At 70.0% G+C, this 25,761-nt stretch carries 25 protein-coding genes; 22 read left to right on the top strand and 3 right to left on the bottom strand.

Annotation, left to right across the window (positions count from 1 at the left end):
* Positions 1 to 181: 181 nt before the first annotated feature.
* The 15 genes from ffh (at position 182) to HT134_RS42390 (ending at position 15,242) form a co-directional block, all read left to right on the top strand.
* On the top strand, positions 182 to 1,738 hold the full coding sequence (gene ffh / locus HT134_RS42325; RefSeq protein WP_175606150.1) for a signal recognition particle protein: 1,557 nt from the start codon (positions 182 to 184) through the stop codon (positions 1,736 to 1,738).
* 993 nt (positions 1,739 to 2,731) lie between these two features.
* Positions 2,732 to 3,172, top strand: a complete 441-nt coding sequence (gene rpsP, locus HT134_RS42330) for a 30S ribosomal protein S16 (protein ID WP_175606151.1) — start codon at positions 2,732 to 2,734, stop codon at positions 3,170 to 3,172.
* Between the two features lies 1 nt (position 3,173).
* Positions 3,174 to 3,419 (top strand): RNA-binding protein, encoded by a 246-nt coding sequence (locus HT134_RS42335; RefSeq protein WP_020546537.1) that lies wholly within the window; start codon positions 3,174 to 3,176, stop codon positions 3,417 to 3,419.
* 69 nt (positions 3,420 to 3,488) lie between these two features.
* On the top strand, positions 3,489 to 3,992 hold the full coding sequence (rimM, locus tag HT134_RS42340) for a ribosome maturation factor RimM (RefSeq protein WP_175606152.1): 504 nt from the start codon (positions 3,489 to 3,491) through the stop codon (positions 3,990 to 3,992).
* Positions 3,993 to 4,027: 35 nt separating this feature from the next.
* Positions 4,028 to 4,840, top strand: a complete 813-nt coding sequence (gene trmD / locus HT134_RS42345; protein ID WP_175606214.1) for a tRNA (guanosine(37)-N1)-methyltransferase TrmD — start codon at positions 4,028 to 4,030, stop codon at positions 4,838 to 4,840.
* Positions 4,841 to 4,977: 137 nt separating this feature from the next.
* Entirely contained in the window at positions 4,978 to 5,340 is a 363-nt protein-coding gene (gene rplS, locus HT134_RS42350; protein ID WP_175595395.1) for a 50S ribosomal protein L19, read from the top strand.
* A gap of 141 nt (positions 5,341 to 5,481) precedes the next feature.
* Complete coding sequence (lepB, locus tag HT134_RS42355; protein ID WP_175606153.1) at positions 5,482 to 6,411, top strand: signal peptidase I; 930 nt, start codon at positions 5,482 to 5,484, stop codon at positions 6,409 to 6,411.
* Positions 6,411 to 7,019, top strand: coding sequence for a signal peptidase I (lepB, locus tag HT134_RS42360; protein WP_175606154.1), 609 nt, complete (start codon positions 6,411 to 6,413; stop codon positions 7,017 to 7,019). Before lepB (HT134_RS42355) ends, lepB (HT134_RS42360) begins: the two co-directional genes overlap by 1 nt.
* 54 nt (positions 7,020 to 7,073) lie before the next feature.
* Positions 7,074 to 7,742, top strand: coding sequence for a ribonuclease HII (locus HT134_RS42365; protein ID WP_175606155.1), 669 nt, complete (start codon positions 7,074 to 7,076; stop codon positions 7,740 to 7,742).
* Between the two features lie 39 nt (positions 7,743 to 7,781).
* Complete coding sequence (locus tag HT134_RS42370; RefSeq protein WP_026215037.1) at positions 7,782 to 8,105, top strand: DUF2469 domain-containing protein; 324 nt, start codon at positions 7,782 to 7,784, stop codon at positions 8,103 to 8,105.
* A 598-nt stretch (positions 8,106 to 8,703) separates the two neighbouring features.
* Positions 8,704 to 9,348 carry a YraN family protein gene (locus HT134_RS42375; RefSeq protein WP_175606156.1) on the top strand — a complete coding sequence of 215 codons (645 nt, stop codon included), beginning with the start codon at positions 8,704 to 8,706 and terminating at the stop codon, positions 9,346 to 9,348.
* On the top strand, positions 9,349 to 10,884 hold the full coding sequence (locus tag HT134_RS42380) for a YifB family Mg chelatase-like AAA ATPase (protein ID WP_175606157.1): 1,536 nt from the start codon (positions 9,349 to 9,351) through the stop codon (positions 10,882 to 10,884). It abuts the gene before it with no gap.
* Positions 10,885 to 11,265: 381 nt separating this feature from the next.
* On the top strand, positions 11,266 to 13,065 hold the full coding sequence (dprA, locus tag HT134_RS47945) for a DNA-processing protein DprA (protein WP_312888864.1): 1,800 nt from the start codon (positions 11,266 to 11,268) through the stop codon (positions 13,063 to 13,065).
* A 394-nt stretch (positions 13,066 to 13,459) separates the two neighbouring features.
* Positions 13,460 to 13,594: a hypothetical protein gene (locus HT134_RS47405; RefSeq protein WP_281387904.1), complete on the top strand. Its 135-nt coding sequence runs from the start codon at positions 13,460 to 13,462 to the stop codon at positions 13,592 to 13,594.
* A gap of 778 nt (positions 13,595 to 14,372) precedes the next feature.
* Positions 14,373 to 15,242: a tyrosine recombinase XerC gene (locus tag HT134_RS42390; RefSeq protein WP_175606216.1), complete on the top strand. Its 870-nt coding sequence runs from the start codon at positions 14,373 to 14,375 to the stop codon at positions 15,240 to 15,242.
* A 174-nt stretch (positions 15,243 to 15,416) separates the two neighbouring features.
* Here the strand turns inward: HT134_RS42390 and HT134_RS48245 are convergent, their stop codons facing one another.
* Positions 15,417 to 16,829 (bottom strand): M23 family metallopeptidase, encoded by a 1,413-nt coding sequence (locus tag HT134_RS48245; RefSeq protein ID WP_175606158.1) that lies wholly within the window; start codon positions 16,827 to 16,829, stop codon positions 15,417 to 15,419.
* 539 nt (positions 16,830 to 17,368) lie between these two features.
* The gene (locus HT134_RS42400; RefSeq protein WP_246366526.1) at positions 17,369 to 18,625 is read right to left on the bottom strand and encodes an MFS transporter; all 1,257 of its coding nucleotides are present in this window, start codon (positions 18,623 to 18,625) and stop codon (positions 17,369 to 17,371) included.
* A 100-nt stretch (positions 18,626 to 18,725) separates the two neighbouring features.
* On the opposite strand from HT134_RS42400, the gene HT134_RS42405 reads away from it, so the two are divergent.
* The 7 genes from HT134_RS42405 (at position 18,726) to HT134_RS42435 (ending at position 24,514) form a co-directional block, all read left to right on the top strand.
* A complete protein-coding gene (locus HT134_RS42405; protein ID WP_175606160.1) occupies positions 18,726 to 19,340 on the top strand; it encodes an ArsR/SmtB family transcription factor in 615 nt (204 codons plus the stop codon).
* 236 nt (positions 19,341 to 19,576) lie between these two features.
* A complete protein-coding gene (gene rpsB / locus HT134_RS42410; protein ID WP_175606161.1) occupies positions 19,577 to 20,500 on the top strand; it encodes a 30S ribosomal protein S2 in 924 nt (307 codons plus the stop codon).
* A 218-nt stretch (positions 20,501 to 20,718) separates the two neighbouring features.
* Positions 20,719 to 21,195, top strand: coding sequence for a hypothetical protein (locus HT134_RS42415; RefSeq protein ID WP_175606162.1), 477 nt, complete (start codon positions 20,719 to 20,721; stop codon positions 21,193 to 21,195).
* A 112-nt stretch (positions 21,196 to 21,307) separates the two neighbouring features.
* Positions 21,308 to 22,141, top strand: a complete 834-nt coding sequence (gene tsf / locus HT134_RS42420; RefSeq protein WP_175606163.1) for a translation elongation factor Ts — start codon at positions 21,308 to 21,310, stop codon at positions 22,139 to 22,141.
* Positions 22,142 to 22,276: 135 nt separating this feature from the next.
* Positions 22,277 to 22,975, top strand: coding sequence for a UMP kinase (pyrH, locus tag HT134_RS42425; RefSeq protein WP_217709034.1), 699 nt, complete (start codon positions 22,277 to 22,279; stop codon positions 22,973 to 22,975).
* A gap of 42 nt (positions 22,976 to 23,017) precedes the next feature.
* Complete coding sequence (gene frr / locus HT134_RS42430; RefSeq protein WP_175606165.1) at positions 23,018 to 23,575, top strand: ribosome recycling factor; 558 nt, start codon at positions 23,018 to 23,020, stop codon at positions 23,573 to 23,575.
* A 60-nt stretch (positions 23,576 to 23,635) separates the two neighbouring features.
* Positions 23,636 to 24,514 (top strand): phosphatidate cytidylyltransferase, encoded by an 879-nt coding sequence (locus tag HT134_RS42435; protein ID WP_312888867.1) that lies wholly within the window; start codon positions 23,636 to 23,638, stop codon positions 24,512 to 24,514.
* Positions 24,515 to 24,607: 93 nt separating this feature from the next.
* On the opposite strand, the gene HT134_RS42440 is transcribed toward HT134_RS42435, so the two are convergent.
* Positions 24,608 to 25,630 (bottom strand): suppressor of fused domain protein, encoded by a 1,023-nt coding sequence (locus HT134_RS42440; protein ID WP_175606166.1) that lies wholly within the window; start codon positions 25,628 to 25,630, stop codon positions 24,608 to 24,610.
* Between the last annotated feature and the right edge of the window lie 131 nt (positions 25,631 to 25,761).

A 25,761-nucleotide genomic window follows, 5' to 3' on the forward strand; every position in this document is an offset into this window, starting at 1 on the left:
TTGGCGGCGCATATTCCGTTGGTGCGGTTGGATGCGCGGTCGAAGGATTCGGTCAAGAGTGCGTTGATCAATCTGGTGGAGCATGCGTTGACGGTGCGGATGGCCGTGCCAGGCTGGAGCGGCTGACGGAGCGGCTAGGCTGAGTTCAGACCTACATTCGCTTCGAGGACTGGCCAACCACGTGTTCGAGACGCTTTCCGACCGGCTGACATCGGTCTTCTCCTCCCTCCGATCCAAGGGTCGGCTGTCCGACGCCGACATCGACGCCACCACCCGCGAGATCCGCATCGCGCTGCTCGAGGCGGACGTCGCGCTGCCTGTGGTGAAGGCATTCGTCGCCCAGGTCAAGGAGCGCGCCCGCGGCGCCGAGGTGTCCCAGGCGCTCAACCCGGCGCAGCAGGTCGTCAAGATCGTCAATGACGAGCTGATCGAGATCCTCGGCGGCGAGACCCGCAGGCTGCGCTTCGCGAAGACGCCGCCGACCGTCATCATGCTCGCCGGCCTCCAGGGCGCCGGAAAGACCACGCTGGCGGGCAAGCTCGCCCGCTGGCTGCGCGAGCAGGGCCACGCGCCCATGCTGGTCGCCGCCGACCTCCAGCGGCCCAACGCCGTCCAGCAGCTCCAGGTCGTCGGCGAGCGGGCACAGGTCGCCGTCTACGCCCCCGAGCCCGGCAGCGGCGTCGGCGACCCCGTCGAGGTGGCCCGCCGCTCCATCGACGAGGCGCGGCGCCTGCAGCACGACATCGTCATCATCGACACGGCCGGCCGTCTCGGCATCGACCAGGAGATGATGAAGCAGGCCGCCGACATCCGCGCCGCGGTCACGCCCGACGAGGTCCTGTTCGTGGTCGACGCCATGATCGGCCAGGACGCGGTCACCACCGCCCAGGCGTTCATGGAGGGCGTCGGCTTCGACGGGGTCGTGCTCACCAAGCTCGACGGCGACGCCCGGGGTGGCGCCGCCCTCTCGGTCCGGCACATCACCGGCCGGCCGATCATGTTCGCCTCCACCGGCGAGAAGCTCGAGGACTTCGACGCCTTCCACCCCGACCGGATGGCGTCCCGCATCCTCGACATGGGTGACATCCTCACCCTCATCGAGCAGGCCCAGAAGACCTTCGACGAGGAGCAGGCCGCCAAGATGGCGGGCAAGCTCACCTCGGGCGAGAACTTCACCCTCGAGGACTTCCTCGAGCAGATGATGATGGTCCAGAAGATGGGCCCCATCAAGAACCTGCTCGGCATGATGCCCGGCATGGGGCAGATGCGCGACCAGCTCAACTCCATCGACGACCGCGACCTCGACCGCCTCGCCGCCATCATCCGCTCGATGACCCCGGCCGAGCGCCAGGACCCGAAGATCATCAACGGCTCGCGGCGCGCCCGCATCGCCGCGGGCTCCGGCGTCACCGTCACAGCCGTCAGCAACCTGGTCACCCGCTTCTTCGAGGCCCAGAAGATGATGAAGCGCGTGGCCGGGGGCATGGGGCTGCCCGGCATGCCCGGTGGCCGGGGCAAGGCCGCCAAGGCGCAGAAGAAGGCCAAGAAGGGGCGCCGGGTCAGCGGCGACCCGCGCAAGGCGGCGCTCGGCAAGGCCCAGGCCGACGACGCGCCGCCGGCCGCCCCCAAGCCCGGCGGCCTGCTGGGCAACCTGGGCGCCGGCAAGCTGCCGCCGGGCATGGAGCTCCCGCCCGGCTTCGACCCGAGCAAGCTCAACCTGCCGCCGCGCCAGAAGTGACCCGCTGACGCCGCCCCCTGTGGCCGTGCCGGGGGGCGGCGTCGCTGTGTCAGCGGCTCCCCGCTGGGCCGTCTTTCGCCGGCGGGCCTCTCGGCCGCGCGCGTTCCGCCGGCGCGGATCCGGGCATCGCGGGTTGCCGGCGCCCGTATCGGGGCGTCCCGGGTTGCCGGCGGATCCAGCGTGGCGGGTGGTCTTGCCACGGGGCGTCCCGGGCCATCATCTCCAGCCGTCACGCGCGGTCATCGGGGACGACCGCAACGGTCCCTCGCGGACGACCGCAGCCGTCCCTCGCGGACGACCGCAACCGAGTTCGCCGACGGCCGCAACCGAGTTCGCCGACGGCCGCGACGGACGGTCCCCGGAGAAGGGGACTCATCCGCCACCCGGGGAGAGCCCGGGCGTCGTCCCGGCGACGAGCCGGACCGTCACCCGGGGATAGCCTGGGCGTCGTCGCGGCGACGAGCCGGACCGTCACCTGGAGAGTGCCCGGGTGTCGTCCCGGCGACGAGCCGGGCCGTCGCCCGGAGAGGATCCAGGAGTCGCCTCGGCGATGAGTCCGGCCGTCACCTGGAGAGGATCCATCCAGGCGTCGCCTCGGCGACGAGCCATCACCTGGAGAGGGTCCAGGCGTTGCCCCGGCGACGAGTCCGGCCGTCAGCCGGAGAGGGCCCGAGTCTCGCGCCCCGGAGCGGTCTCCGGCCGTCCTTCGGAGGCGACACCAACCAGCGTCAAAGACTCTCCCAAGAGAGCGCCAGCGCGGCGCCGGACCAGCGCCCAAGAGGCACGCGAACTGCGGCCGGATGAGGCCGGATGCGCGCGTCGCGTCGCTGGCAGTGTCTGGGATCTGGCAGAATGACATGTTGGAACACCGTGACCAGTCGGGTGCCCTCTCACCTCCCGGCGGCCACGCCTGTCCCTGGAGCGATCGTCCTGCCGTGCCCCACTCGGCGAGGCGTCGCTCACCCGCGCTCAAAAGCAGGAGAGACCACACCCGTGGCAGTCAAGATCAAGCTCAAGCGGCTCGGCATGATCCGCAACGCTCAGTACCGTATCGTCGTCGCCGACAGCCGCACCAAGCGTGACGGCCGGGCGATCGAGGAGATCGGCCTGTACCACCCGAAGGAGAACCCTTCGCGCATCGAGATCGACGCGGAGCGCGCCGCCCACTGGCTGGGCGTCGGCGCGCAGCCGACCGAGCCGGTGCTGAAGCTGCTCAAGCTCACCGGTGACTGGCAGAAGTTCAAGGGCGAGCCCGCCCCCGCGCCGCTCAAGGTCGCCGAGCCGGCGGCCGACCGCCACGCGCTCTACGAGGCCGCGGCCAAGGAGGCCCTGTCCGGTGGCGACACCGGCACGACCGCCACCACGCCGAAGAAGTCCAAGAAGAAGGACGACGCCGAGGCCGCCGCCGAGACCCCGACCGAGGGCGAGGGCTGACGTGCTCGAGGAGGCTCTCGAGCACCTCGTGAAGGGCATCGTCGAACATCCCGACGATGTCCGGGTCCGCGCACGCCGCATCCGCAGCGGGCGCGTCCTGGAGGTCCGGGTGCACCCCGAGGACCTGGGCAAGGTCATCGGTCGCGGCGGGCGCACCGCCAAGGCGTTGCGCACCGTGGTGAACGCCCTGGCCGACGGGAAGTACGTGCGGGTCGATCTGCTCGACCTGGACGAAGCAGTCCGTTAGCGTCAGGAATTCGCGCCCTCATCGGTCTCGTTCCGATGAGGGCGCTCGCGTGAGAGAAGGCAGGTACACGTGCAGCTCGTCGTCGGCCGGATAGGCCGCCCGCACGGCATCCGTGGTGACGTGACCGTGGAGGTGCGCACCGACGATCCCGAGCTGCGCTTCGCCGCCGGCGCGTCGGTCGCGACCGACCCTGCGGGCAGGGGTCCGCTCGTCATCGAGAGCCGCCGCTGGCACAAGGACGTCCTGCTGGTCCACTTCGCCGGCGTGGACGACCGCGACACGGCCGAGAGTCTGCGCGGCGTCATGCTCGTCATCGACTCCGCGGACGTGGCGCCGTCCGACGACCCCGACGAGTTCCACGACCACGAGCTGATCGGGCTCGCGGTGGTGACGACCTCCGGGGAGGCGGTCGGCGAGGTCACCGACGTCCTGCACCACGGCCAGGACCTGCTCGTCGTCGCCCGTCCGGGGCAGGACGACGCGCTCGTCCCCTTCGTCCGGGAGCTCGTGCCCGAGGTGGACGTGCGCGGTGGCCGGCTGGTGATCGACCCGCCCGAGGGGCTGCTGTCATGACCGCCCGGCCGCACGGCGAGCGCACGTCCCCGGGCATGCGGCTCGACATCGTCTCGATCTTCCCCGAGTACTTCGCGCCGCTCGACGTCTCGCTCATCGGCAAGGCGCGCGAACGCGGCACCCTGGACGTACGGATCCACCAGCTGCGTGACTGGACGCACGACGTCCACAAGACCGTCGACGACACCCCGTACGGCGGCGGCCCCGGCATGGTCATGAAGCCCGAGGTGTGGGGCGAGGCCATCGACGCGATCATCGCCGAAGGTCCGGCCGTCGGCGGGGTTGGGGCTCCGGCGGCGACCCCGCGGATCATCGTGCCGACGCCCAGCGGCCGGCCGTTCACCCAGGAGATCGCCCAGGAGCTCGCGGCCGAGCCGTGGCTGCTGTTCGCGTGCGGCCGCTACGAGGGCATCGACTCGCGGGTCATGCGCGAGTACGGCGCCCGGATGCGCGTCGACGAGCTGAGCATCGGCGACTACGTGCTGGCCGGCGGCGAGGTGGCCGTGCTCGTCATGGTCGAGGCGATCGGCAGGCTGCTGCCCGGCGTGCTGGGCAACGTCCACTCGGCCGTCGACGACTCCTTCGCCCCCGGCGCCATGCGCAACCTGCTCGAAGGCCCCGTCTACACCAAGCCGCCGGTGTGGCGCGGACACGAGGTCCCGGAGGTGCTCCTGTCCGGCCACCACGGGAAGATCGCCCGGTGGCGCCGCGACGAGGCGCTGCGCCGTACCGTAGCCAACCGGCCCGAACTGGCGGCGGCGATCGACCCCGAGACGCTCGACAAGCACGACCGGAAGCTGCTCGACGAGCTGGCGTTTCGCGTCGGGCCGGAAGATATGGCAAACTGAAGCGTCGCCAACCACCATGTGGTTGGTCCGTCATGCCCGGGAGAGGCTCCCGGGGTTCATCACATCAGCAAGCGCGTCCGCCGCGAGCCCCGGCCGGGTGGACCTCCGCGTGCTCACGAGACTTGAGGACAGCTCTCATGCACACGAAGATCCAGGAGCTCGAGAAGACGACCCTGCGCAGCGACGTACCGGACTTCCGTCCCGGTGACACGCTCGAGGTGCACGTGCGCGTCGTCGAAGGCAACCGGTCCCGCATCCAGGTCTTCAAGGGCTTCGTGCTGCGCCGCCAGGGCAGCGGCGCCCGCGAGACCTTCACGGTCCGCAAGGTCAGCTACGGCGTCGGCGTCGAGCGCACCTTCCCGGTGCACAGCCCGGTCATCGAGAAGATCGTTCTCGTGACCCGCGGTGACGTCCGCCGGGCGAAGCTTTACTACATGCGTGACCTTCGCGGCAAGGCCGCCCGCATCCGCGAGAAGCGCGAGGCGACCCCCGCCAAGTGACCCTTGGTTCAGCCTGTGGCCCGCGTTCCGCGCGGGCCATTTGGCTTTTCCGGGGCGTTTCCTTTATGCGGAGCGACTCGGGCGCGGGTGTAGCCTCGGTCGGGGCTTGTCGAGCCGGTGCATCATCTAGGCTCGTCAGCGATGACTAGCGAGAGCCAGGAGCACGGCGCGTCGCGCCGCCCTGTCGAGGACGAGGTGGACGTGGTCGCGGAAGAGACGCAGAAGCCAGCAAAAGACGGCAAAAAGGACAAAAAGGGCTCTTTCTGGAAGGAATTGCCCGTCCTGGTCGTCGTGGCGCTGGTCCTGGCCCTGATCATCAAAACGTTCGTGGTCCAGGCTTTCTACATCCCGTCCGAGTCGATGGAGAACACCCTCCTCAAGAACGACCGGGTTCTGGTCAACAAGATCGTCTACCACACGCGCGACATCGAGCGCGGCGACGTGGTCGTCTTCTCCGGCGTCGACTCCTGGGACGGCGAGTTCCAGATGGAGGAGCCCTCCAACCCGGTCGCCGCCTTCTTCCGCTGGGTCGGCACCGCGTTCGGCGTGGTCCCCGGCGAGAAGGACTACATCAAGCGGGTCATCGGCGTCGGCGGCGACCACGTCAAGTGCTGCGACGACAAGCATCGCATCACGGTCAACGGCGTGCCGATCGACGAGCAGAGCTACCTGTACCCCGGCAACCTGCCCTCCGAGAGCTCGTTCGACATCACGGTGCCCGAGGGGCGCCTGTGGGTGATGGGCGACCACCGGTCGGTCTCGCTGGACTCCCGCTCCCACACGGGCGACCCGGGCGGCGGGTCCATCCCCGTGGGGCAGGTCATCGGACGGGCGTTCGTCATCGTGTGGCCGTTCTCCCGCGCCGGCACGCTCGACATCCCGGCCACCTTCTCCCAGCCGGCCCTGCACGCGATGGGCGAGCCCGCTCCGCTGGGCGACTCCGTCCCGCTGGCCGCCGGGTTCGCGCTGGCCGTACCCCTGCTCGTGATCCGTCGGCGCTGGCTGCCCGGCGGCCCCCGGCTGCGTCGGCCGCGCCGCACGGACGGTGCCGAGAACCCCTGGAGACGTTGATGGTCGGCATCAAGAAGCCGGACGCCGAGCGCGACAAGCCCAAGAAGAAGGGCGGCGGCTTCCGCGAGACCGTCCTCCTGCTGATCCTCGGCGTGGGCATCGCCCTGCTGCTCCAGCAGTTCGTGATCGGGTCGTTCTACATCCCGTCCGGGTCGATGGAGAACACCCTGCACATCGACGACCGGGTCTTCGTCAACAAGCTCTCCGGCAAGCCCGAGCGGGGCGACATCGTCGTCTTCAAGGGCTGGGACGCCGACGGCAACGAGGACACCATCAAGCGGGTCATCGGCGTCGGCGGCGACACGGTGGCCTGCTGCGACTCCAAGAGGCGCATCACGGTCAACGGCACCCCCCTGGACGAGTCGTCCTACCTCTACCCGGGCGACTACCCCTCCAAGGAGTCGTTCAAGTACACGGTGCCGCCCGGCAAGCTCTGGCTGATGGGCGACCACCGCAGCAACTCGCGCGACTCGCGCGCCCATGTGGACGAGCCCGGAGGCGGCTTCATCTCGGAGGACGCGGTCATCGGCAAGGCGGTGGTCCGCTACTGGCCGCTGTCCCGCGGGCTGATCTTCACCAAGCCCGAGACCTTCGACAAGGTCAAGTAGGGCCGGGCTTCCGGTCGCGGTTCGCGGCCATGGGGGCGTACGCTGCCTCTTGTCATGACAGTTGCGTTCCGCCCCCGGCCCAGCGTCGTCCGGCGCGATTCCGGACTGTACGCCTACGAGAGGGCGCTCGCGCGCCGCGGCCTGACTCCGATCGCCGGAGTCGACGAGGCAGGCCGGGGAGCCTGCGCCGGACCGCTGGTCGTCGCCGCGGTCGTCCTGCGCAAGCAGATCGACGGGCTCGGCGACTCGAAGCTGCTGTCACCGGCCGTACGCGAACGGCTCTACGAGCGGATCGTCGAGGTCGCCGACGTGGGCGTGGTCGTCATCCCGCCCGCCGAGATCGACGCGCGCGGGCTGCACAAGAGCAACGTCTCCGGAATGCGGCGCGCCGTCGCGCGGTTGACCTGTGACCCGGAGTACATCCTGACCGACGGCTTCCCGGTTCCGGGACTGCCGGCGCCGTCGCTGGCCGTGTGGAAGGGGGACCAGGTGGCCGCCTGCGTGGCCGCCGCGTCGATCGTGGCCAAGGTGACCAGGGACCGGATGATGGTGGATCTGGACGGCGAGTTCCCGGTGTACGGGTTCGCCGAACACAAGGGCTATGTCACGCCCGGCCACCGCAGGGCGCTGGAGACGCACGGCCCGTGCTCGCACCACCGGTACTCGTTCGTCACGGTGGCCAGGGAGATGGGCGAGAATGAGATGGGGGCCGGGGTTGCCTGACAGGGCACGCCGGGGGACCGGTACGACAGGAGGACCGCGATGAGCGCAGAAGATCTCGAGAAGTACGAAACCGAGATGGAGCTGCAGCTTTACCGCGAATACCGCGATGTCGTCGGGTTGTTCACCTACGTCGTGGAGACGGAGCGACGCTTCTACCTGACCAACTCGGTCGACCTGGACGTTCGCACGGCGGAGAACGGGGACGTCTTCTTCGATGTGAAGATGCAGGACGCGTGGGTGTGGGACATGTACCGGCCCGCGCGGTTTGTGAAGAACGTCCGCGTGGTCACGTTCAAGGACGTCAACGTCGAGGAACTCGCCAAGGCCGACCTCGAGATGCCGAAGGAGGGCTTCTCCGGCTGACCGGCCGACCGGCACGCGGGCCCTGCGGGACGGGGGTAGGGGCGGCGACCGGTGACCGGCGACTTCAGGGGCGTCCTTGTCGGGGCGCCCCTTTTGCGTTGCCGGGGCTGATGTTCGTGGAGCGCGCGGGCGGGGTTTGGGCTGTGGCGCGTCTCCGTGCTTTGCGGGTGGCGTCCGTCGGCGGTCCCCAATGCCGCATGCGCGCCCCCGTCGGGGGATGGCGGGAGCCCGTAGGGGCGCGCCTACAAGCCCCGGCGCGACGCGCCCAAAGCGCTGGCACGACTCGCACGCCGCCTCGAAGGGCGCATCGGGCACCGGCGGGACCTGCACGCCGGCACGACTCGCACGCCGCCTCGAAGGGCGCCTCGGGCACCGGCGGGACCTGCACGCCGGCACGACTCGCACGCCGGCAAGGCCCCCACAAGCGCGGTGACACCCGCGGCAATCTGGCGAAGACCAGTCGACAGCCGACGCGGAAGCGGCAAGCCTCGTTATCCCCAGCCGCCCATCCCCAGCCTTCCCTCATCCCCAGAACCCCGTTCGGCCCTCAAACCGGCCCTCCGCATCCACGAAAGTCGGTGCCCGGAGGTGCTGCCACATGGCCACGACGAACGACCCCGGAAGACGAAATCCCGGGACCCAAGCCTTTGGAAGGCAGGGGCCCGACAAGCGGGAGCCCGGGAGACCCACACTCGAACCGGCGCGACCTGACCCTGCACCGCAGCGGCCGACGCGGCAAGCCCGTACAACGGAGGGCTCTACGAGGCCCGCAACCGCGAAGCCCGACCCCGCGAGCCACCATGCACCCGCGACCCGCAGCGAACCCGCAGGCCGCCGCGATGCGGCAACTCACGGGAACGAGCACGGGAACAGGCTCGGAACCGGCCCCGGTCAAGCAAAACAACAGCTCGCCCGGCACGGCGAACAACTCGCCGTCGACTACCTCACATTCGAAGGAATGAAGATCCTCGACCGCAACTGGCGCTGCCGCCACGGCGAGATCGACATCATCGCCGAGGACGGCCCCGCCCTGGTGGTGGTTGAGGTCAAGACCCGATCGAGCCGCTCCCACGGCACAGCTCTGGAGTCCGTACGCCCGGCCAAGCTGAGCCGGCTGCGCATGCTGGCCGCGCAGTGGCTGACCGCCCAGCCGCGCACGTTCGAGACGGTACGGGTCGACGTGATCGCGGTGGAGCGCTTCGCCGGCGACTACTCCCTTCGCCACGTCCGGGGGGCGATCTAGATGGCAGTGGCACGTACGCGCAGCGTGGCGCTGGTCGGCGTGACGGGCCGCAGCGTCGAGGTGGAGGCCGACGTGGGCAACGGCCTGGCCGGAATCCACCTCATCGGCCTGCCCGACACGGCGTTGAGCGAGGCCAGGGAACGGGTCCGTTCCGCCATGGTCAACAGCCATTACCCGTGGCCGGACGCTCGCATCACGGTGAGCCTGTTCCCGGCCAGCCTTCCGAAGCGGGGGAGCCAGTTCGACCTGGCCATCGCCGTCGCGATCCTCGGTGCCGCGGGTGTAATCCCGGCCGAGCGCATCGCCGAGCCGTTCTTCCTGGGCGAGCTCGGCCTCGACGGACGGCTCAGGCCCGTGCGTGGCGTGCTGCCGTCCGTTCTGGGCGCCGCCAAGCACGGCGAGGTCACCGTCGTGATCCCCGCGGCCAATGCGGCGGAGGCCGCCCTGGTGCCCGACGTGAAGATCACACCTGTGTCCGACCTGCGGCAGCTCGTGGAGTGGCTGCGCAAGGGCGACGACCCGCCCGAGTCTCTGCCGTTCGACCTGACGAATCAGATGCCGCCCACGATCGCCCCGGCCGTGGACCTGTCGGACGTGGTCGGCCAACCTGTCGCCCGGCGGGCCCTGGAGGTCTGCGCTGCCGGAGGCCACAACCTCTGGATGCTCGGACCGCCGGGCACAGGCAAGACCCTGCTGGCCGAACGCCTGCCGACCCTTCTGCCGGATCTGGAGCTCGACCACGCGCTGGAGGTGACGGCCATCCACTCCGTCGCCGGCGTGCTGCCGCCCAACCATCCCATGATCAGCAGGCCGCCGTTCGTGAGCCCGCACCACACGGCCACGTCCGCCGCGATCGTGGGCGGCGGCAGCGCCATCGTGCGCCCGGGAGCCGTCTCCCTGGCCCATCGGGGGGTGCTGTTCATGGACGAGGCTCCGGAATTCTCGCGGCATGTGCTCGACGCGTTGCGCCAGCCCTTGGAATCAGGCCAGGTGACGGTGTCGCGGTCGGCCGGGGCGGTCACGTTCCCGGCGCGGTTCATGCTGGTCATGGCCGCCAACCCTTGCCCTTGCGCTCAGCCCCAGGACAAAGGCGACAGCTGCACATGCACCCCCACGGTCAGGCGCCGCTACCTGGGCCGCCTCTCCGGCCCGCTCATCGACCGCATCGACCTGAAGGTCACCGTGGCGCGTTCGTCGCGGCGCGAGCTGATGGCCGACCGCCAGTTCGTGGAGTCGAGCAAGACGGTGGCGACCCGCGTCATCGCCGCCCGCGAACGCGCGGCCGCACGCCTGTCCGGCACCCCATGGCGGACGAACGCCGAGATCCCGTCCTCAGCCCTGCACGCCGACTACCGCCCCAGTGACGAGGCGATGAAGCAGGTCTCGTCCTGCCTCGACTCCGGCACGCTCAGCGCCCGAGGTCTCGACCGCGTGGTCCGGGTCGCCTGGACCCTCGCGGACCTCGCCGGGAAACCCAAACCGGGCCCAGACGAAACCGGCACGGCCCTGGCTCTCTGGATGGGACTGAACTCATGACCGACCCCCGGACACCTTCACAAGCCGGCACAGGACTCTGAAAACCAGCCAGGCCACAGGACGAGAAACCGCGCCTGCATGACGGAGGAAGGAACGCACAACACGTACAAGGCAGAACAAAAGAGGCGCACATGGAAAAGCCGGGAGAGAACGGCGGAGGCTTAAAAGCCAAGAAGAAGGACAACGGGCAAGGCGACACGTCACCGATCCCCCTTCACCACAACCTTCGACCGCCACGCCCCCGGCCAGGCCGCCTACTTCCGCCGGGCCATCCACCCCAACGCCACCCGCCACCCGCCACCCCGATGGCGACAACAGAGGCAAGGCGGCCAACAGGCGACCGAGACCAATCAGAACGGCACCGGAAGACACACCCACACCATGAACAATGCTGAACTCCTGGCCAGGGCCGCACTCATGCGTGCCGCGGATGCGGGCGACACGACGATGGGCCGCCTCGTGGCCCATTGCGGCGCGCAGGAAGCCGTCCGTTTGATCCGCGAACGAACGCTTCCCCCCGACTTCGTGGCGAAGGAGACCCAAGCCCAGCCCGATAGCGAGGCCCACCCCCATGCCCAAGGCCAGGACCTGACCGCAGCCCATACCCAGGCCCAGGCTCTGACGCTGAGCCAGGCCCAAGCTCAGGCCCTGACACTGTGCCAAGCCGAAGGCCAGGTCTTGACCGCAGCTCAGGCCCCAGCCCAGACCCTGCCCCAGCCCCTGAGCCACGCCCAAGCTCAAGCCCTCACCCAAGGCCAGGCCCATGCCCAAGCACAAGCCTTCACCCAAGCCCTCACGCAAGGCCAGGTCCAGGCCCTGAGGCAAGTCCAGGCCCAAGCACAAGCCCAAGCCCAGACTCTGATGCTGAGCCAAGCGCAAGCCCAGACCCTGGCCCAAGGCCAAGCTCACGTCCTGGCCCAAGGCCAAGCTCAGGCCCTGGCCCTGGCCCAAGACCAGGCCCAACCCCCGATTCTGGGCCAAGCGCAAGCCCAGGCCCTGACCCAGGGCCAAGCCCAGGCACTAGCCCAAGGCCAAGTCCAGGCACGGACCCAAGCCCAAACGCAGCATCAGGGCTCCACCCGGCTCTCCGCGAAGCTCGAGCAGCGCCTGAGCATCTGGCATGCCCGGATGACGGCGGCGGACCCGGCGGCCGACCTGGCGACAGGGGAACGCCTCGGGGCCCGGCTGATCGTGCCCGGCAGCCCGGAATGGCCCACGCAGCTCGACCAGCTCGGCGCCGCTCGGCCGCTCGGTCTGTGGCTGCACGGCTCTGCCGACCTCAGATTCTCGTGCCTGCGGTCCGTGGCCATCGTCGGCGCCCGCTCGGCCACCCCGTACGGGCTGCACGTGGCCGCCGAGTTCGCTCTCGGCCTGGGGGAGGACGGCTGGACCGTGGTCTCCGGCGGCGCCTACGGCGTGGACGGCGCGGCGCATCGAGGGGCGCTGGCATCGGATACGCCGACGGTCGTGGTCCTGGCCTGCGGTGTTGACGTCGCGTACCCGCGCGGGCATCACCAGCTGTTCGCCGCCGCCCGAGAGCAGGGTGTGATCGTGAGCGAGTGCCCGCCCGGCGTGAATCCCACACGCGCCCGATTTCTGATCCGCAACCGCCTGATCGCCGCACTGTCCCGGGGCACCGTCGTGGTGGAGGCGGCGCTGCGCAGTGGGGCCCTCAACACCGCCGCCCACGCCCTCACCCTGAACCGCCACCTCGCCGCCGTGCCGGGACCGGTCACGTCCATGATGTCCGCCGGGTGCCACCGGCTCCTCCGCGAGCGCAAGGCGACCTGCGTCACCACGCCCGAGGAGGTGATCGAGCTGGTGGGCACGATCGGCGGTGACCTCGCCCCCTGCGCCCGAGGCCCGGCCGTTCCGCGGGACGCCCTGAACGAGGTGACCCGTAAGGTGCTGGACGCCGTCCCCTCCAGAGGCGGAGCCGGACCGGCGTCCATAGCGCTGTCCGCCGGCGTATCCCTGGACGCGACGCTGAGCGCCCTGGGCGGCCTCGCAGCCGCAGGCTACGTCGAACGCGTGGAGAAGGGCTGGCGCCTTCGCCGCCCGGCATCAGCCTCATACCGCAAATCGGACGCCCCGCTCCCTGACCCGGTCGATTCTTCAGGCGCGGACGCTTTCATCGAGCCACCGGAGACGGAAGCGCTTGTCGGGCCTTCCGATCGGTGATAGGTCGGCGGGGCAGGAGTGGAGGTGCCCTCCGGAACTGCTTGGAGCCGTCGTCCGCTCACTCGCACGATCCTTCTGCCGGGTGCTGGAGAGTGGAAGCGTTGACTGGGCTGTTTGATCGCTGACTTTCCGCCGCGGGTATGGAGATGTTCTCGGGAGCTGTCAAAAGCCGTCCTCTGGGCCGGCCCATGGGATGGGTTGATTCGTTGGGAGCGGAGGCCTTCGTCTAAACGCTGAAGAGGGAGGCGGTTGGGTCGTCTCGTCGGGTGATCTATCGGCGCTGGGTACGGGGAAGCTCGGCAGGCGTTCTTGAGCGTGAGGCATATGCCGGACCGTTGGCCGTTGGCGAGAGAAGCGTTCGCTGAGCCGTCTCGTCGCTGGCCTACTACCGTGGATGCGGGTCCGTATGGGCGTGCTGGTCGTGGCGGACGTCGTGCTGACCAGGCAGGTTTCGGTGGTCACGCCGGACGTGGTGCTCGACGTCTCCTGGGTCGCGACCGCCGGCATGCGGTGTTCTCGGGGCTGCTGAGAGCCGTACGTCCGGGGCGTGCATGTGAGTTGAGAACCACGGGGGCGGATGCCTTCGTCCACCCGCCGGAGAGGGAAACGCTTGCTGGACCGCGTGGTCGGTGACTTGCCCCCGGTGCGCTGCATTCGTCCCTGGATCTCGAAGGAGCCTCAACGAAGGCCTTCCGCGCACTGATAAAGGACTCATCTGCATAGTCCTGGAAAGGCCTGCCTGAGACAGAAGCGCGTATTGGTCCGTCTGGTCGATGGCTCACCGCCCGTGCGGTCTTGGAGTCCTCGCGCCTTCTGATGAGACCTGGGCATCCATTCCATGAAGCGGGATGCCGTGCCGCGACAACAGCCGCTATGGCGGATGTTGCGCGGCTCCTCTTTACGGAGGCGTGCCCGGAGCTGGCCATGTCGATGTCGGTGCGGCAGCAACAGGCGCTGATGCCCAGATGTTGCGAGCGATCTGAGAGCCCGTGGCCCAGATGCCGCGATCTGGGACCGCTCAAGTGATTCAGAGCCGCACCAGCCGCTATGAGATTGCACTCACGCCTTCAGACCTTCTCGCTGATTTGTGCATGAGATCCACTCGATGGCTTGGGCGTGAGGCTGCACTGCCAGCGCCCGATACCGGCGAAGTTGTCCTGAGGCGGAGTAGGTCTTCGGCTACCTGGCGAATGAGTAATGGCTCATAGCGGGCAGCGGCGGGCGATGATGGGTACGAAAGGGGTCGATGTGGCTGAGGCGGCACGGAAGGAGGTACGAGTGAGGTGAGTCAGGCGGCGAACCTGGAGATGGTGGTCCAGGAGTTCGACAGGTACCTGCGCCTTGAGCGGGATCTCTCGCCGCATACGGTCAGGGCCTACCTGTCCGACCTCGCTTCACTGATGGCGCACCTGGACGGCCGGCTGGACCGGCTCGACATCGCCGCGCTGCGGGAATGGCTGGCCGAGCAGCATGCGGAGGGGAAGGCGCGCGCGACGCTCGCGCGGCGCACCGCATGCGCCCGCACGTTCACGGCCTACTGTCACCGCCGCGGCTGGTTGCCGGATGACCCGGGCCTGTTGCTGGGCAGCGCCAAGGCGCCTCGCACCTTGCCCGCCGTGCTCGACCAGGATCAGGCGAGAGCCGCCCTCGACCTGCCCACGAGCGGCGACCCCAAGGAACCCCGAGATCAGGCGATGCTGGAGCTGCTGTACGCGACCGGCATACGGGTGAGCGAGCTGTGCGCGTTGGACGTGGACGATGTGGACCGCGACCGCAACGTCATCCGCGTGCTCGGAAAGGGACGAAAGGAGCGTTCGGTTCCTTTCGGGGGTCCTGCCCTGCGGGCGCTGGACCGGTGGTGCGTGCATGGCCGCCCCCTGTGGATCCGCCAGCACTCGGGACCGGCGTTGTTCCTGGGCGTACGAGGTGGCCGTATAGACGCCGGTACCGTGCGCCGAGTCGTACACGGGCGGTTGCGAAGCGTGGAGGGCTCGCCTGACCTCAGCCCGCACGGCCTGAGGCACAGCGCGGCCACCCACCTGCTGGAGGGAGGCGCTGATCTGCGCAGCGTCCAGGAGTTGCTCGGGCACGCGTCACTCAACACCACGCAGATTTACACCCACGTCTCGATCGATCGGCTGCGCGCCGCGTATCGGCAGGCTCATCCCCGGGCTTGAGGTCTCGGTTGGGCTGTTTGAGGCGCGCCGCTGTTTGAGGCGCGCCGTTGCTGTTGCTGCTCGACCGTTGGCTGCGTCTGGGTGGATGAGCTTCGTGCCGACCATCGGCAGGCTCATGCCCGGGCTTGAGCCTCCGGTTGTGCTGGTGCAGGTGGGGGAGACGCCGATGTTGCTTCATGGTGAGCGTGGGGGCTTTCGGTGGGCGCCCCGTACCGCTCGGGACTTCGGTCTCGGCCTCATTCGGCGGCTCTGCGGCTTGTGGTGGCGGAGCAGTATGACCAGGAGAAGGCCGGCCAGGATTGTCGCGGTGCCGAGGGCAGCTGCGGCCGGTGCTGCGGCCGGGCCGTGGGGGAACCCTAGCGACCACACAGCGGATGCCGAGTTCGGTGTCGTTGGGGCGACACTTGGCGACGTGCAGGGCGGTGAGCTCGTCATCCCGGTGAGATGAACTCCTGGATGCTTCGGCGGGAGTGTTGAGGTGGCGCTTGTCGGTCTGCCAGGGCCGGCAGCGATGGCAGCGTCGGAGTCGGCGTCGACTGGCTCCTCGTGGTGGCCGAGTTCCGGGTCATTGCCTGGCTCTTCTTCGTCGTGGATCTGCTTCAGTGCACTGCCTTGTTCCTCGCCGTGGGCCTGTTCCGGCTGGCTGGTATCGCGGTCCTTGGGCTCACTGCGGATCGGCGGCGGGAGATCAGAGGCTTGGGCCCCGTCGTGGTCTTGGGCGTGACCGTGACCATGAGCGAGAACGTGGTCGTGCGGTCTGTTGTGGTACGCGGGGCTGGCGCCAGCGATTCTGGGGCCCGGGCGCGCCGTTTGGTGGAAGCTCGTGGTCCGCGTGGTCGGGTGTTGGCTCGTCCTGGCGGTATACCCCGGGGGAACGATTTCGCTGATCCTTGGTGTCTCGGGGGGTGTGGTCGTGGTGATCAACTGGGCTGCGGGCGTGCCGTTGGTCGCTTGAGTCAGCCGGGGAATCGATGATCCGTTGGATCCGGGGTGAGGGTCGTGGGGCGGCATCATTTCGCCCGTCGTGGGTGCCGGGTCCCAGAAGGGGAGCAGGCGGATGCGGGCGCGTCCCAGCAGCAGAAGAGGGTCCAGGTAGCGAGGCGGTTGGATGAGGCCCCAGTGCAGACACGACTCCGCGCAGTGCCCCGTAGCCGCCTCCAGCGTTCCGAGCAGGTCTCCCGGTGAGACGTGCTGGCCGGGTCGTACCGACGGAGCGACCGGGAGGTACGTGGTGCGCAGGCCGCCGGGATGCTCGACGGACACCACGCCTCGGCCCGCGAGCCGGCCGGCGTAACGCACGGTGCCGGCGCCGGCGGCGAGGATCGGCGTCGCGGGCGGCGCGGCGAGGTCCATGCCGCGATGTCCGGCCAGCCAGCGTTCGAGGGGCGGGGCGAACGGGCGCACGATCCTCGGCGGACCGGCCATGGGCCAGCGCCACACAGCGGGGTCGGCCGCTGCCGGCGACGCGACCAGCAACGGGACGAGAGCTACGAGGACGAGCAGGATCAGCGTCGTGGTCGCCGGACGGGGGATCACGATGGACGGGGTCGGCGGGCAGGCGCGGATGGGGAGGCGGGGTGTCGGCATGCCGGGGAGTCTGGCTGGGACACCGCCTGAGATGAGCGGGCGAACGAGGTTCTGTGGATGGGGGAGCGCTGTCCACAGGCGGGGCGACGGTCAGAGCCAATGTGCGTCTCGTTCGGGCTGTTCTTGCACGGCTGGGCAGCGGTCGAGGGGGAGGAAGGGAGGAAGGTTCCTCAGGGCGCCTGGTCGCGGTGGTGCTTGCATGCGTGGGCGGCCTGATGCGGCTGAGCGGTCTCGTTCGGGGGCGGGGGCTTCACGAATCGGAGCGTGGTGGTGTGAACGCTCCACGGTTCGCGGCGTGGTTCGGGTGAACGGCCTGGTTGGGGCGCGTGGGCCGGGTCCGCAAGCCGGCGCGGTCGCCCAGGCGAAGCGACCGTCGTTCAGGGGAGTGGTTCGGCGACAGGGCTGAGCGGTGGGAACGGGTGAGTGCGTCTGTTCAGAGGGGCGCGGTTCCGGCGGACACAGCGGGGTTGGGCGAGTGGCGTTCCCTCGGGGAAGCGGTCCCGCAGGTGCCGGGCGGGGATCGAGGCCCGCTCGTCCGTTCAGGAAAGTGGTGGTTCGGGGGATGGCGCTGCGTGATGCCTGGCGCGGCCCGGGCGCAGTGGGGAAGCCCAAATCCACACGGCGCTGAGCGCGATGCCGGCGGCCGAGAGGAGGATCACGGCGCGAAGGCCCACCCACTCCGCCAGGAGGCCGCCCGCCAGGCCGCCGAGCGCCATGACGCCCTGCACCGCGAAGGTCATCGTGGCGTTGACGCGGCCCCGCAGCTCGGGCGTCGCCTCCTGGAGCGTGATGGCGCCCATGCAGGTGGAGAACGCGACCACGATGGCGCCGGTGAGCGTCCCGGTCACGGCGAGCACTCCCACCTTCCACCAGAGGGGGCCGCCCAGCAGGCCGACGACCAGTATCTCCAACGGGAAGAACAGCACGGACACCAGCAGCACCCGGTTCTCGCCGAAGCGGCCGGCGACGCGGGCGGTGACCCAGGCGCCGAGCAGGCCGCCGAGGCCGCTGCACGCGATCAGGGCCCCGATGAGCCCCTTGGGGATGCCCAGGGTGTTGACCATGTACAGCATGTGCACCGCGACGTACGTCATCGCGAAGAAGTTGATCGTGACGCCGGCGCCGAGGAGGGCGCGCAGCACCGGGTTGGTGGCGCTGACGCGGAGGCCCTCGACCACGTCGCGCCACATGCCCTGCGACCGCGCCGGTTCGTGGCGGTCGGGGGTGCGGATGGAGCGCAGCAGCAGCGCCGACGTCAGGAACGACAGGGCCTCGGCCAGTACGGCGAGCGGGGCCGTGAGGAACTGCACGAGCAGGCCCGCCAGGCCGGGCCCCGCGACCGTGGCGACGGAGTACGACGCCTGCAGCCCGGCCATGGCCTCGGTGCGCTGGTCGGGGGAGACGACGACGGCCAGGTGGGGGAAGTTCGCGGCCTTGAACATCACCGCCGCCGTGCCCACGACGAGCGCGACGGCGATCAGCCACGGCGTGTCGAGGATCCCGAGCAGCCAGGCCAGCGGGATGGTCGCCGCCGCCAGGCCGGACACCACCTCGCAGGCGATCATGGCGGGCCGGTGCCGGGTGAGCCGGTCGGCGATCGCGCCGGCCTGGAGGCCGAACACCAGGGCGGGCACCGAGGCCGCGGCCGTGAGCAGGCCCATCTCGGCCGGGGAGGCCGTGAGCAGCGTGACCGCGGTGAGGGGGATGGCCAGCTTCGACACTTCGGAGCCGGTGATGGAGACGGTCCGGGCGCCCCACAGTAAGCGGTAGTCGCGCTGCTTCCGGAGAGGCGTCATGGCGGAGGAGGTATGAAGGGAACGCTTCATAAAGTCTGAAAGTAATGCTTCAGAGTTGTGAAGGCAATGCTTCACGTCTGGATCCGGGTACCTTGGGCGCATGACGCGGGAGAAGGAGAGCCTGAGCGACCCCAAGGCGATGCGGGCCCTGGCGCACCCCGCGCGGCTGGCGATCCTCAGCCGGCTCGGCGCCGGAGGCAGCGTCACGGCCACCGACGTCGCCGAGGAGGCGGGCATCACGCCCAGCGCGGCCAGCTACCACCTGCGCATGCTGGCGAAGTACGGCTTCGTGGAGGACGCCCCGCCCCGCGGGGACGGCAGGGAGCGCCTGTGGAAGGCGGCGGACAAGAGCTTCGCCGTCGGGCGGCTCCCCGACGACCGGCCCGAGGTGCGGGAGGCCAAGGACCTGCTCATCCAGGCGTTCCGCAAGGAGGCGGACGAGGAGGCGCGGCGGGCGCTGGCCGGCCTCGACCGGGAGCCCGAGGAGTGGCGCGAGGCCACCCGGTTCGGGCGGACCATCCTGCGGGTCGACGCCGCGGAGCTCGCCCGGCTCGCCCAGGAGATCGACAAGCTCCTGCAGCCGTACATGGCCCGCCACCGCCCGCCCGACGCCGCACCACCCGGGGCCCGGGTCGCCGAGGCGCAGGTCAACCTCTTCCCGCACGCGCGCAGGCCGGTGCCCGGCCTGCCCACGGAGGACCACGACACGGTATGACCCGAGGCGTCACGGTTGACCGGGAGCGGTCAGGCCGGGGTGGCGTCCAAGGTAGACTTTCCGGTGGCCTGTGACCACAGGCCGACTTCGCATGCCCCGTCACGGATCGCACCATCGGTCCGGGCTCAGGCCCGGCTGGCGCGCTCCGGGGCATCAGGGCGGGGGCCGTTCGGCCGCCGCGTCACAACCGAGAACCGCGCCCGCCCGCCGGGCGCCCAGACCTGGAGGACCAGCAGATGGCCCCCGTCGTCACCATGCGACAGCTGCTCGAGAGCGGCGTTCACTTCGGGCACCAGACCCGCCGCTGGAACCCGAAGATGAAGCGCTTCATCTTCACCGAGCGCAACGGCATCTACATCATCGACCTGCAGAAGTCGCTGTCCTACATCGACCGCGCGTACGACTTCGTCAAGGAGACCGTCGCCCACGGCGGCACGATCCTGTTCATCGGCACGAAGAAGCAGGCTCAGGAGGCCATCTCCGAGCAGGCCGCCCGCGTCGGCATGCCGTACGTCAACCAGCGCTGGCTGGGTGGCATGCTCACCAACTTCTCCACCGTGCACAAGAGGCTCCAGCGCCTGAAGGAGCTGGAGGAGCTCGACTTCGACAACGTCGCGGGCTCGGGGCTCACCAAGAAGGAGCTCCTCATGCGCCGCCGTGAGAAGGACAAGCTGGAGCGCACGCTCGGCGGCATCCGCGACATGGGCCGCGTGCCCAGCGCCGTGTGGGTCGTCGACACCAAGAAGGAGCACATCGCGATCAGCGAGGCCAAGAAGCTTGGCATCCCTGTCGTCGCGATCCTCGACACCAACTGCGACCCCGACGAGGTCGACTACCCGATCCCCGGCAACGACGACGCCATCCGCGCCGTCGGCCTGCTGACCCGGGTCGTCGCCGACGGTGTCGCCGCCGGTCTGATGGCTCGCTCCGGCGCCGCCCGCGGTGACGAGAAGCCCGCCGCCGCCGAGCCGCTGGCCGAGTGGGAGCGCGAGCTCATCGAGCAGGGCTCCGGCGAGACCGCCGCCGACGCCGCTCCGGCCGCCGAGGCCGCTCCGGCTGAGGCCGCTGAGGCCGCTCCGGCTGCCGAGGCCGAGGCTGAGGCCGCTCCCGCCGCTGCCGAGGCTGAGGCCGAGGCCGGCACCGAGCAGCCGCAGGCCTGACCGACCGGTTCCGCCTGACCCGCACCTCGCCCGTCTGTACGGGGCGGACGGGGTGCGGGAGGGGGCGGCGCCCACAGGTGGCCCACCGGTGAGCGCCTGTCCGGAGCGACGGCCTCGTGGGAGGCCCCACGCCTCCCACGGCACGGGGCCGGGACGACCGGACGACCGAACCAAGGCGACCGAATCAAGGCGATCGAGACGAGGCGGCCGAGACCGAGATGTCCGGGACCGAGGCGTTGAGGACCGAGGCGTTCGAGATCGAGACGTCCCAGATGGAGACGTCCGAGATCCAGACGTCCGGGATCGAGACGTCCGGGATCGAGACGTCCGGGATCGAGACGTTCGAGATCGAGCGCCGAGGTGACCGAGGGCGCCGTCAGCGGCGGGCCGTCAGCGACGGCCCTGTCAGCGGGCAGGTCGCCGGCGAGGACGCCGCCACCGGACGGGCCGCCGCTGCGGAGGCCGCCACCGGACGGCTCGTCGCCGAGGGCGCCTCGGGCGGGCAGCCGCCGAGGAGGCTCCCGGCCGGCACCGGTCCCGGGCGGCGCCCGCGGTACGGCCGGACGGTCCCGGGCCCGCGCCCGGCCGCTCGGCACGAGACCGCTCGGCATGAGACCGCTCGGCATCAGATCGCTCCGCACAAGGTCGCGGAACCGGGCCCGCCGCCCGGGTTAGCGGCCACCGGCTCGGGTTAGACACCGAGCAAGGCCAAGCTTCCGTACGGCACGCGCCGGCCGTACCACCCCAGGGTGGGAGCCGGACCCGGCGCCCATCCGATCCACGACGAAATCCCACGAGGAAAAAGCAATGGCTTCCGTGAACATGGCCGACGTCAAGCGGCTTCGCGAGATCACCGCTGCCGGCATGATGGACTGCAAGAAGGCGCTCGAGGAGTCCGAGGGCGACTTCGACCGCGCCATCGAGCTGCTGCGCCTGAAGGGCGCCAAGGACGTCGGCAAGCGCGAGGCGCGCACCGCCTCCAACGGCCTGGTCGCCCTCAAGCAGGACGGCGACTCCGCCGCCGCGCTGCTCGAGCTCAACTGTGAGACCGACTTCGTCGCCAAGGGCGAGCGCTTCCAGGAGCTGGCCGCCCAGGTCGTCGACCACGTGCTGGCCACCAAGCCGGCCGACGTCGCGTCGCTGCTGGAGTCCTCCTTCGACGGCAAGAGCGTCAAGGAGCACCTCGACGTCGCCAACGCCGCGCTCGGCGAGAAGATCGAGATCCGTCGCTTCGCGGTGCTGGAGGGCGGCTACATCGGCGCCTACATGCACCGCACCGACCCGGCGCTGCCGCCGGCCGTCGGCGTGCTCGTGCAGCTCGACAAGCCGAACGCCGACGTCGCCAAGGACATCGCGCAGCACGCCGCCGCGATGGCCCCGCAGTACCTGAACGCCGCCGCCGTCCCGGCCGAGGTCGTCGAGAAGGAGCGCAAGCTCTTCGAGGAGATGACCCGCGAGGAGGGCAAGCCCGAGGCCGCCATCGGCAAGATCGTCGAGGGCCGCGTGAACGGCTGGTACAAGGACTTCACGCTGCTCCAGCAGGCGTTCGTCAAGGACAACAAGAAGAGCGTGGGCAAGTACGCCGAGGAGAACGGCGTCGAGGTGCTCTCGTTCGTCCGCTTCAAGGTCGGTCAGGCTTAGGCTTGAGCGAACCCTCAGCCCACCGAACCGCCTAAGAAGGAGGCCGCCGCCGTGCAGGACAATCAGGAGCCAGCCACGCCGGCGGCTTCCTCGCATTCCGGTCCGACCAACAGCCCGCTGCGCTGGAAGCGGGTGATGCTGAAGCTGTCCGGTGAGGCGTTCGCCGGCGGCGACCCGCTGGGGATCGACCCGCTCGTGGTCGACCACCTGGCCGACTCGATCGCCGAGGCCGTGCGCGAGGGCGTGCAGGTCGCGGTGGTGGTCGGCGGTGGCAACATGTTCCGCGGGGCCGCCCTGTCGGAGCAGGGCATCGACCGGGCCCGCGCCGACTACATGGGCATGCTGGGCACGGTCATCAACTGCCTGGCGCTGCAGGACTTCCTGGAGCGCCGCGGCGTCGAGACGCGCGTCCAGACGGCCATCACCATGCAGCAGGTGGCCGAGCCGTTCCTGCCCCGCCGGGCGATCAGGCACCTGGAGAAGGGCCGCGTGGTGATCTTCGGGGCCGGGCTGGGCTCGCCGTTCTTCTCCACCGACACGGCCGCGTCCCAGCGCGCCCTGGAGATCGGCGCCGAGGCGCTGCTCAAGGGCACCCAGGTCGACGGCGTCTACGACTCCGACCCGCGCAAGAACCCCGACGCGGTGCGGTTCGACCACCTCGACTACGGCGAGGTGCTGATCCGCGACCTGCAGGTCATGGACGCGACCGCCATCAGCCTGTGCAAGGACAACGACCTGCCGATCGTGGTCTTCGATCTCATGGGTGAGGGCAACATCCTGCGAGCGGTCCGCGGTGAGAAAATCGGCACGCTGGTGAGTCCCGCAGGCAAGTGAGCGAGCGAGCCCGATCCGCCAGCTAGAAGACAGGGAGCCGCTGTGATCGACGAAACCCTCCTCGAAGCCGAGGAGAAGATGGACAAGGCCGTGTCGGTCGCGAAGGAGGACTTCGCGGGCATCCGCACGGGGCGTGTCACCCCCTCGATGTTCAACAAGATCAGTGCCGACTACTACGGTTCGCCCACTCCGATCCAGCAGTTGGCCTCGTTCCACGTGCCCGAGGCCCGCATGGTCATCATCCAGCCCTACGACAAGGGCTCGATGGCCGCGATCGAGAAGGCGATCCGCGACTCCGACCTCGGCGTCAACCCCGGTAACGACGGCCAGGTGATCCGTGTGTCGTTCCCCGAGCTGTCGGAGGAGCGCCGCAAGGAGTACATCAAGGTGGCCCGCAACAAGGGCGAGCACGCCAAGGTGTCGGTGCGCAACATCCGCCGCTCCGCCAAGGAGATCCTCGACAAGATGATCAAGGATGGCGAGGCCGGCGAGGACGAGGTCCGGCGCGCTGAGAAGGAGCTGGACGACCTGACGCAGAAGCACGTCGCCAAGATCGACGAGCTGCTCAAGCACAAGGAAGCCGAGCTGCTCGAGGTCTGAGCGGCGCCCGCCGCACGGCCCTCGCCCGATGGCGGGGGCCGTGGCTTATGGAGAGTCTCTGTGGAAGAACGTACGGCTGGCAGCAGCCCGAGCGGCGGCAGCCGTACGGGACGCAACCTGCCCGCCGCGATCGCGGTGGGCGTGGGGCTGGGCGCGCTGGTCATCGCCACCCTCTATACGATCAAGGAGCTCTTCCTGGTCGTGGTCGTGGCGGCGGTGGGCATCGGCGTGGTCGAGATGACGCGCGCGTTCGCCTCCCGCGGCATCCGCGTCCCCGTCGTGCCGGTGCTGGTCTCGATGGCCGCGATGCAGGCGGGCGCGTACTGGGGCGGTCCGGCGTGGCTGCTCGGGGTGTTCGTCGTGTCGGTGTTCGTCCTGCTGATCTGGCGGATGTTCACGGGCGGGGACGGCGAGGGCGAGCAGGGCCGGGGCGCGGCCGGGCGCACCGCCGGGTACGTCCGTGACGCGACGGGCTCGGTCTTCCTGCTGGTCTACCCGCCGCTGCTGGCCGGTTTCGTGGCGCTGCTGCTGGCACCGGTCGACGGCCGCGACCGGGTGATCGTGTTCGTCGCGGTGACCGTGGCCAGCGACATCGGCGGGTACGTCGCCGGAGTGCTGTTCGGCCGGCACCAGCTGACCGTGATCAGCCCGAAGAAGACCTGGGAGGGGCTCGCCGGATCGGTCGTGGCCTGCACCCTGGTCGGGGCGTGGCTGGTGACCTGGCTGCTCGACGGCCGCCTCTGGCAGGGCGCGCTCATCGGCGCGCTGGGCGCCGTGCTGGCGACCGTGGGCGACCTCATCGAATCGATGATCAAGCGGGACCTCGGCATCAAGGACCTCGGCACGATCCTGCCGGGCCACGGCGGGCTGATGGACCGGCTCGACTCTCTGGTGACCACGCTGGTGCCGGTGTGGCTGCTCATGTCGCTGTTCTTCTAGCGTTGTCCCGGCGGCCGGCTTGTGGCGGCTTCCGGCGCGCGCCCGGCTGATGGCGCTGTGCTTCCGGTGTCCGCCGGTTCATCCGGGCTTCGCCTAGTGGCGGTGTTCTTCCAGTTCCTCGGCCGTGATGGGCGTCAGCCACAGCCAGCGCACCGCCTCGCCTCCGAAGGTGAATCCTGACATGTCGGGCATGTTGGGTTGGTCGGCCAGCATGAGCACCCCCGCGTACCCCGGCCCCAGCGGGAACGTGGACGGCTCGTGGTACCACTTGGCGGTGTGCCCGTGGCCGAGCCAGGTGACCGAGTGCCACGGATACTGCGCCAGCCACACGAGCAGCAGCGCCGCCTCCCGCGGGTCGTCCCGGGTCGCCACGGCCAGCTCGATCCGCGCGTACGCGCCCGGCTTGTCGATCCACTGCTCGACCGTCGGCATGCGCTGGCAGCTCATGCCGACCGTGGACAGCACGGTGAACTCCCGCTCCTCGTGCGGCGGCCGCTCGGTGATGCCGACCGTGGGCAGCCGGTCGCCGCTCGCGTCCCAGTAGCGGCCGGCGCGGCCCAGCACCCGGTCGAGGTGGCTCATCGCGAACTGCTGGAACGACGGCCAGGACCCCTCCGCGTGCCGCCACATCCAGTACGAGCGGGCGTTGGAGATGCGCGGCGCCAGCCCTTCCAGCGCCTCGGCCAGCGCCCAGGCGAACGGCGACTCGCCCACCGCGTCGCGGGCGTAGCCGGGCATGCCCCTGCTCATGTCGGCCCAGCCGGGGATGACGGCCAGCAGGTCGTCGTCCTCGTAGATCGCGACCCCGTCGCCCTCCTCGAACCACAGCACGGTGAGCCGGCCGAGCGGCCCGCGGCCGGCGGGATGCGTGGTGCCCGGCCGCGGCATCAGCGGCGGCCGGCCGGAGTTCAGACGGGCCAGATCGACCACGGGTGGGGCGGGACGGTGGTTGGCCAGCCACACCGCGCCGTGCACGGCGCCGTCGGACGAGCACAGGTAGGCCACCGAGGCGTCCTCGTCGCGCTCGATCACGAGCGTGCGGCTGCCGTACGGGTTGCCGGCGGTGAGGACGACCTCGGCCCGCCCCTCGCCAGACGCCGACCGGAAAATCGCCATACGAGATGACTGTAGATCGGCGGAGGACCCGGGGGCGAGCGGTATCGCGATGACGCCGTTCCCTGGAGCCCCTTGTGGCGTGAAGGCGCTCCGGTGGCCGAAGTTCTGCGCGGGAAGGCGCCCGGAATGAC

This window comes from Nonomuraea rhodomycinica (assembly GCF_013363995.1).
GTDB lineage: Bacteria > Actinomycetota > Actinomycetes > Streptosporangiales > Streptosporangiaceae > Nonomuraea > Nonomuraea rhodomycinica.

Bases quoted from the DNA above. Each gene is read 5' to 3' on its own strand.
- HT134_RS48245 (WP_175606158.1), bottom strand. From the start codon at position 16,829: ATGCCGACACCCCGCCTCCCCATCCGCGCCTGCCCGCCGACCCCGTCC.
- tsf (WP_175606163.1), top strand. From the start codon at position 21,308: ATGGCTTCCGTGAACATGGCCGACGTCAAGCGGCTTCGCGAGATCACC.
- rplS (WP_175595395.1), top strand. From the start codon at position 4,978: ATGCACACGAAGATCCAGGAGCTCGAGAAGACGACCCTGCGCAGCGAC.
- HT134_RS42390 (WP_175606216.1), top strand. From the start codon at position 14,373: ATGGTGGTCCAGGAGTTCGACAGGTACCTGCGCCTTGAGCGGGATCTC.
- rpsB (WP_175606161.1), top strand. From the start codon at position 19,577: ATGGCCCCCGTCGTCACCATGCGACAGCTGCTCGAGAGCGGCGTTCAC.
- trmD (WP_175606214.1), top strand. From the start codon at position 4,028: ATGCGGCTCGACATCGTCTCGATCTTCCCCGAGTACTTCGCGCCGCTC.
- dprA (WP_312888864.1), top strand. From the start codon at position 11,266: ATGAACAATGCTGAACTCCTGGCCAGGGCCGCACTCATGCGTGCCGCG.
- HT134_RS42370 (WP_026215037.1), top strand. From the start codon at position 7,782: ATGAGCGCAGAAGATCTCGAGAAGTACGAAACCGAGATGGAGCTGCAG.
- HT134_RS42440 (WP_175606166.1), bottom strand. From the start codon at position 25,630: ATGGCGATTTTCCGGTCGGCGTCTGGCGAGGGGCGGGCCGAGGTCGTC.
- lepB (WP_175606154.1), top strand. From the start codon at position 6,411: ATGGTCGGCATCAAGAAGCCGGACGCCGAGCGCGACAAGCCCAAGAAG.
- HT134_RS47405 (WP_281387904.1), top strand. From the start codon at position 13,460: ATGCGGGTCCGTATGGGCGTGCTGGTCGTGGCGGACGTCGTGCTGACC.
- HT134_RS42380 (WP_175606157.1), top strand. From the start codon at position 9,349: ATGGCAGTGGCACGTACGCGCAGCGTGGCGCTGGTCGGCGTGACGGGC.
- HT134_RS42405 (WP_175606160.1), top strand. From the start codon at position 18,726: ATGACGCGGGAGAAGGAGAGCCTGAGCGACCCCAAGGCGATGCGGGCC.
- HT134_RS42375 (WP_175606156.1), top strand. From the start codon at position 8,704: ATGGCCACGACGAACGACCCCGGAAGACGAAATCCCGGGACCCAAGCC.
- HT134_RS42400 (WP_246366526.1), bottom strand. From the start codon at position 18,625: ATGACGCCTCTCCGGAAGCAGCGCGACTACCGCTTACTGTGGGGCGCC.
- lepB (WP_175606153.1), top strand. From the start codon at position 5,482: ATGACTAGCGAGAGCCAGGAGCACGGCGCGTCGCGCCGCCCTGTCGAG.
- HT134_RS42365 (WP_175606155.1), top strand. From the start codon at position 7,074: ATGACAGTTGCGTTCCGCCCCCGGCCCAGCGTCGTCCGGCGCGATTCC.
- pyrH (WP_217709034.1), top strand. From the start codon at position 22,277: ATGCTGAAGCTGTCCGGTGAGGCGTTCGCCGGCGGCGACCCGCTGGGG.
- HT134_RS42415 (WP_175606162.1), top strand. From the start codon at position 20,719: ATGTCCGGGACCGAGGCGTTGAGGACCGAGGCGTTCGAGATCGAGACG.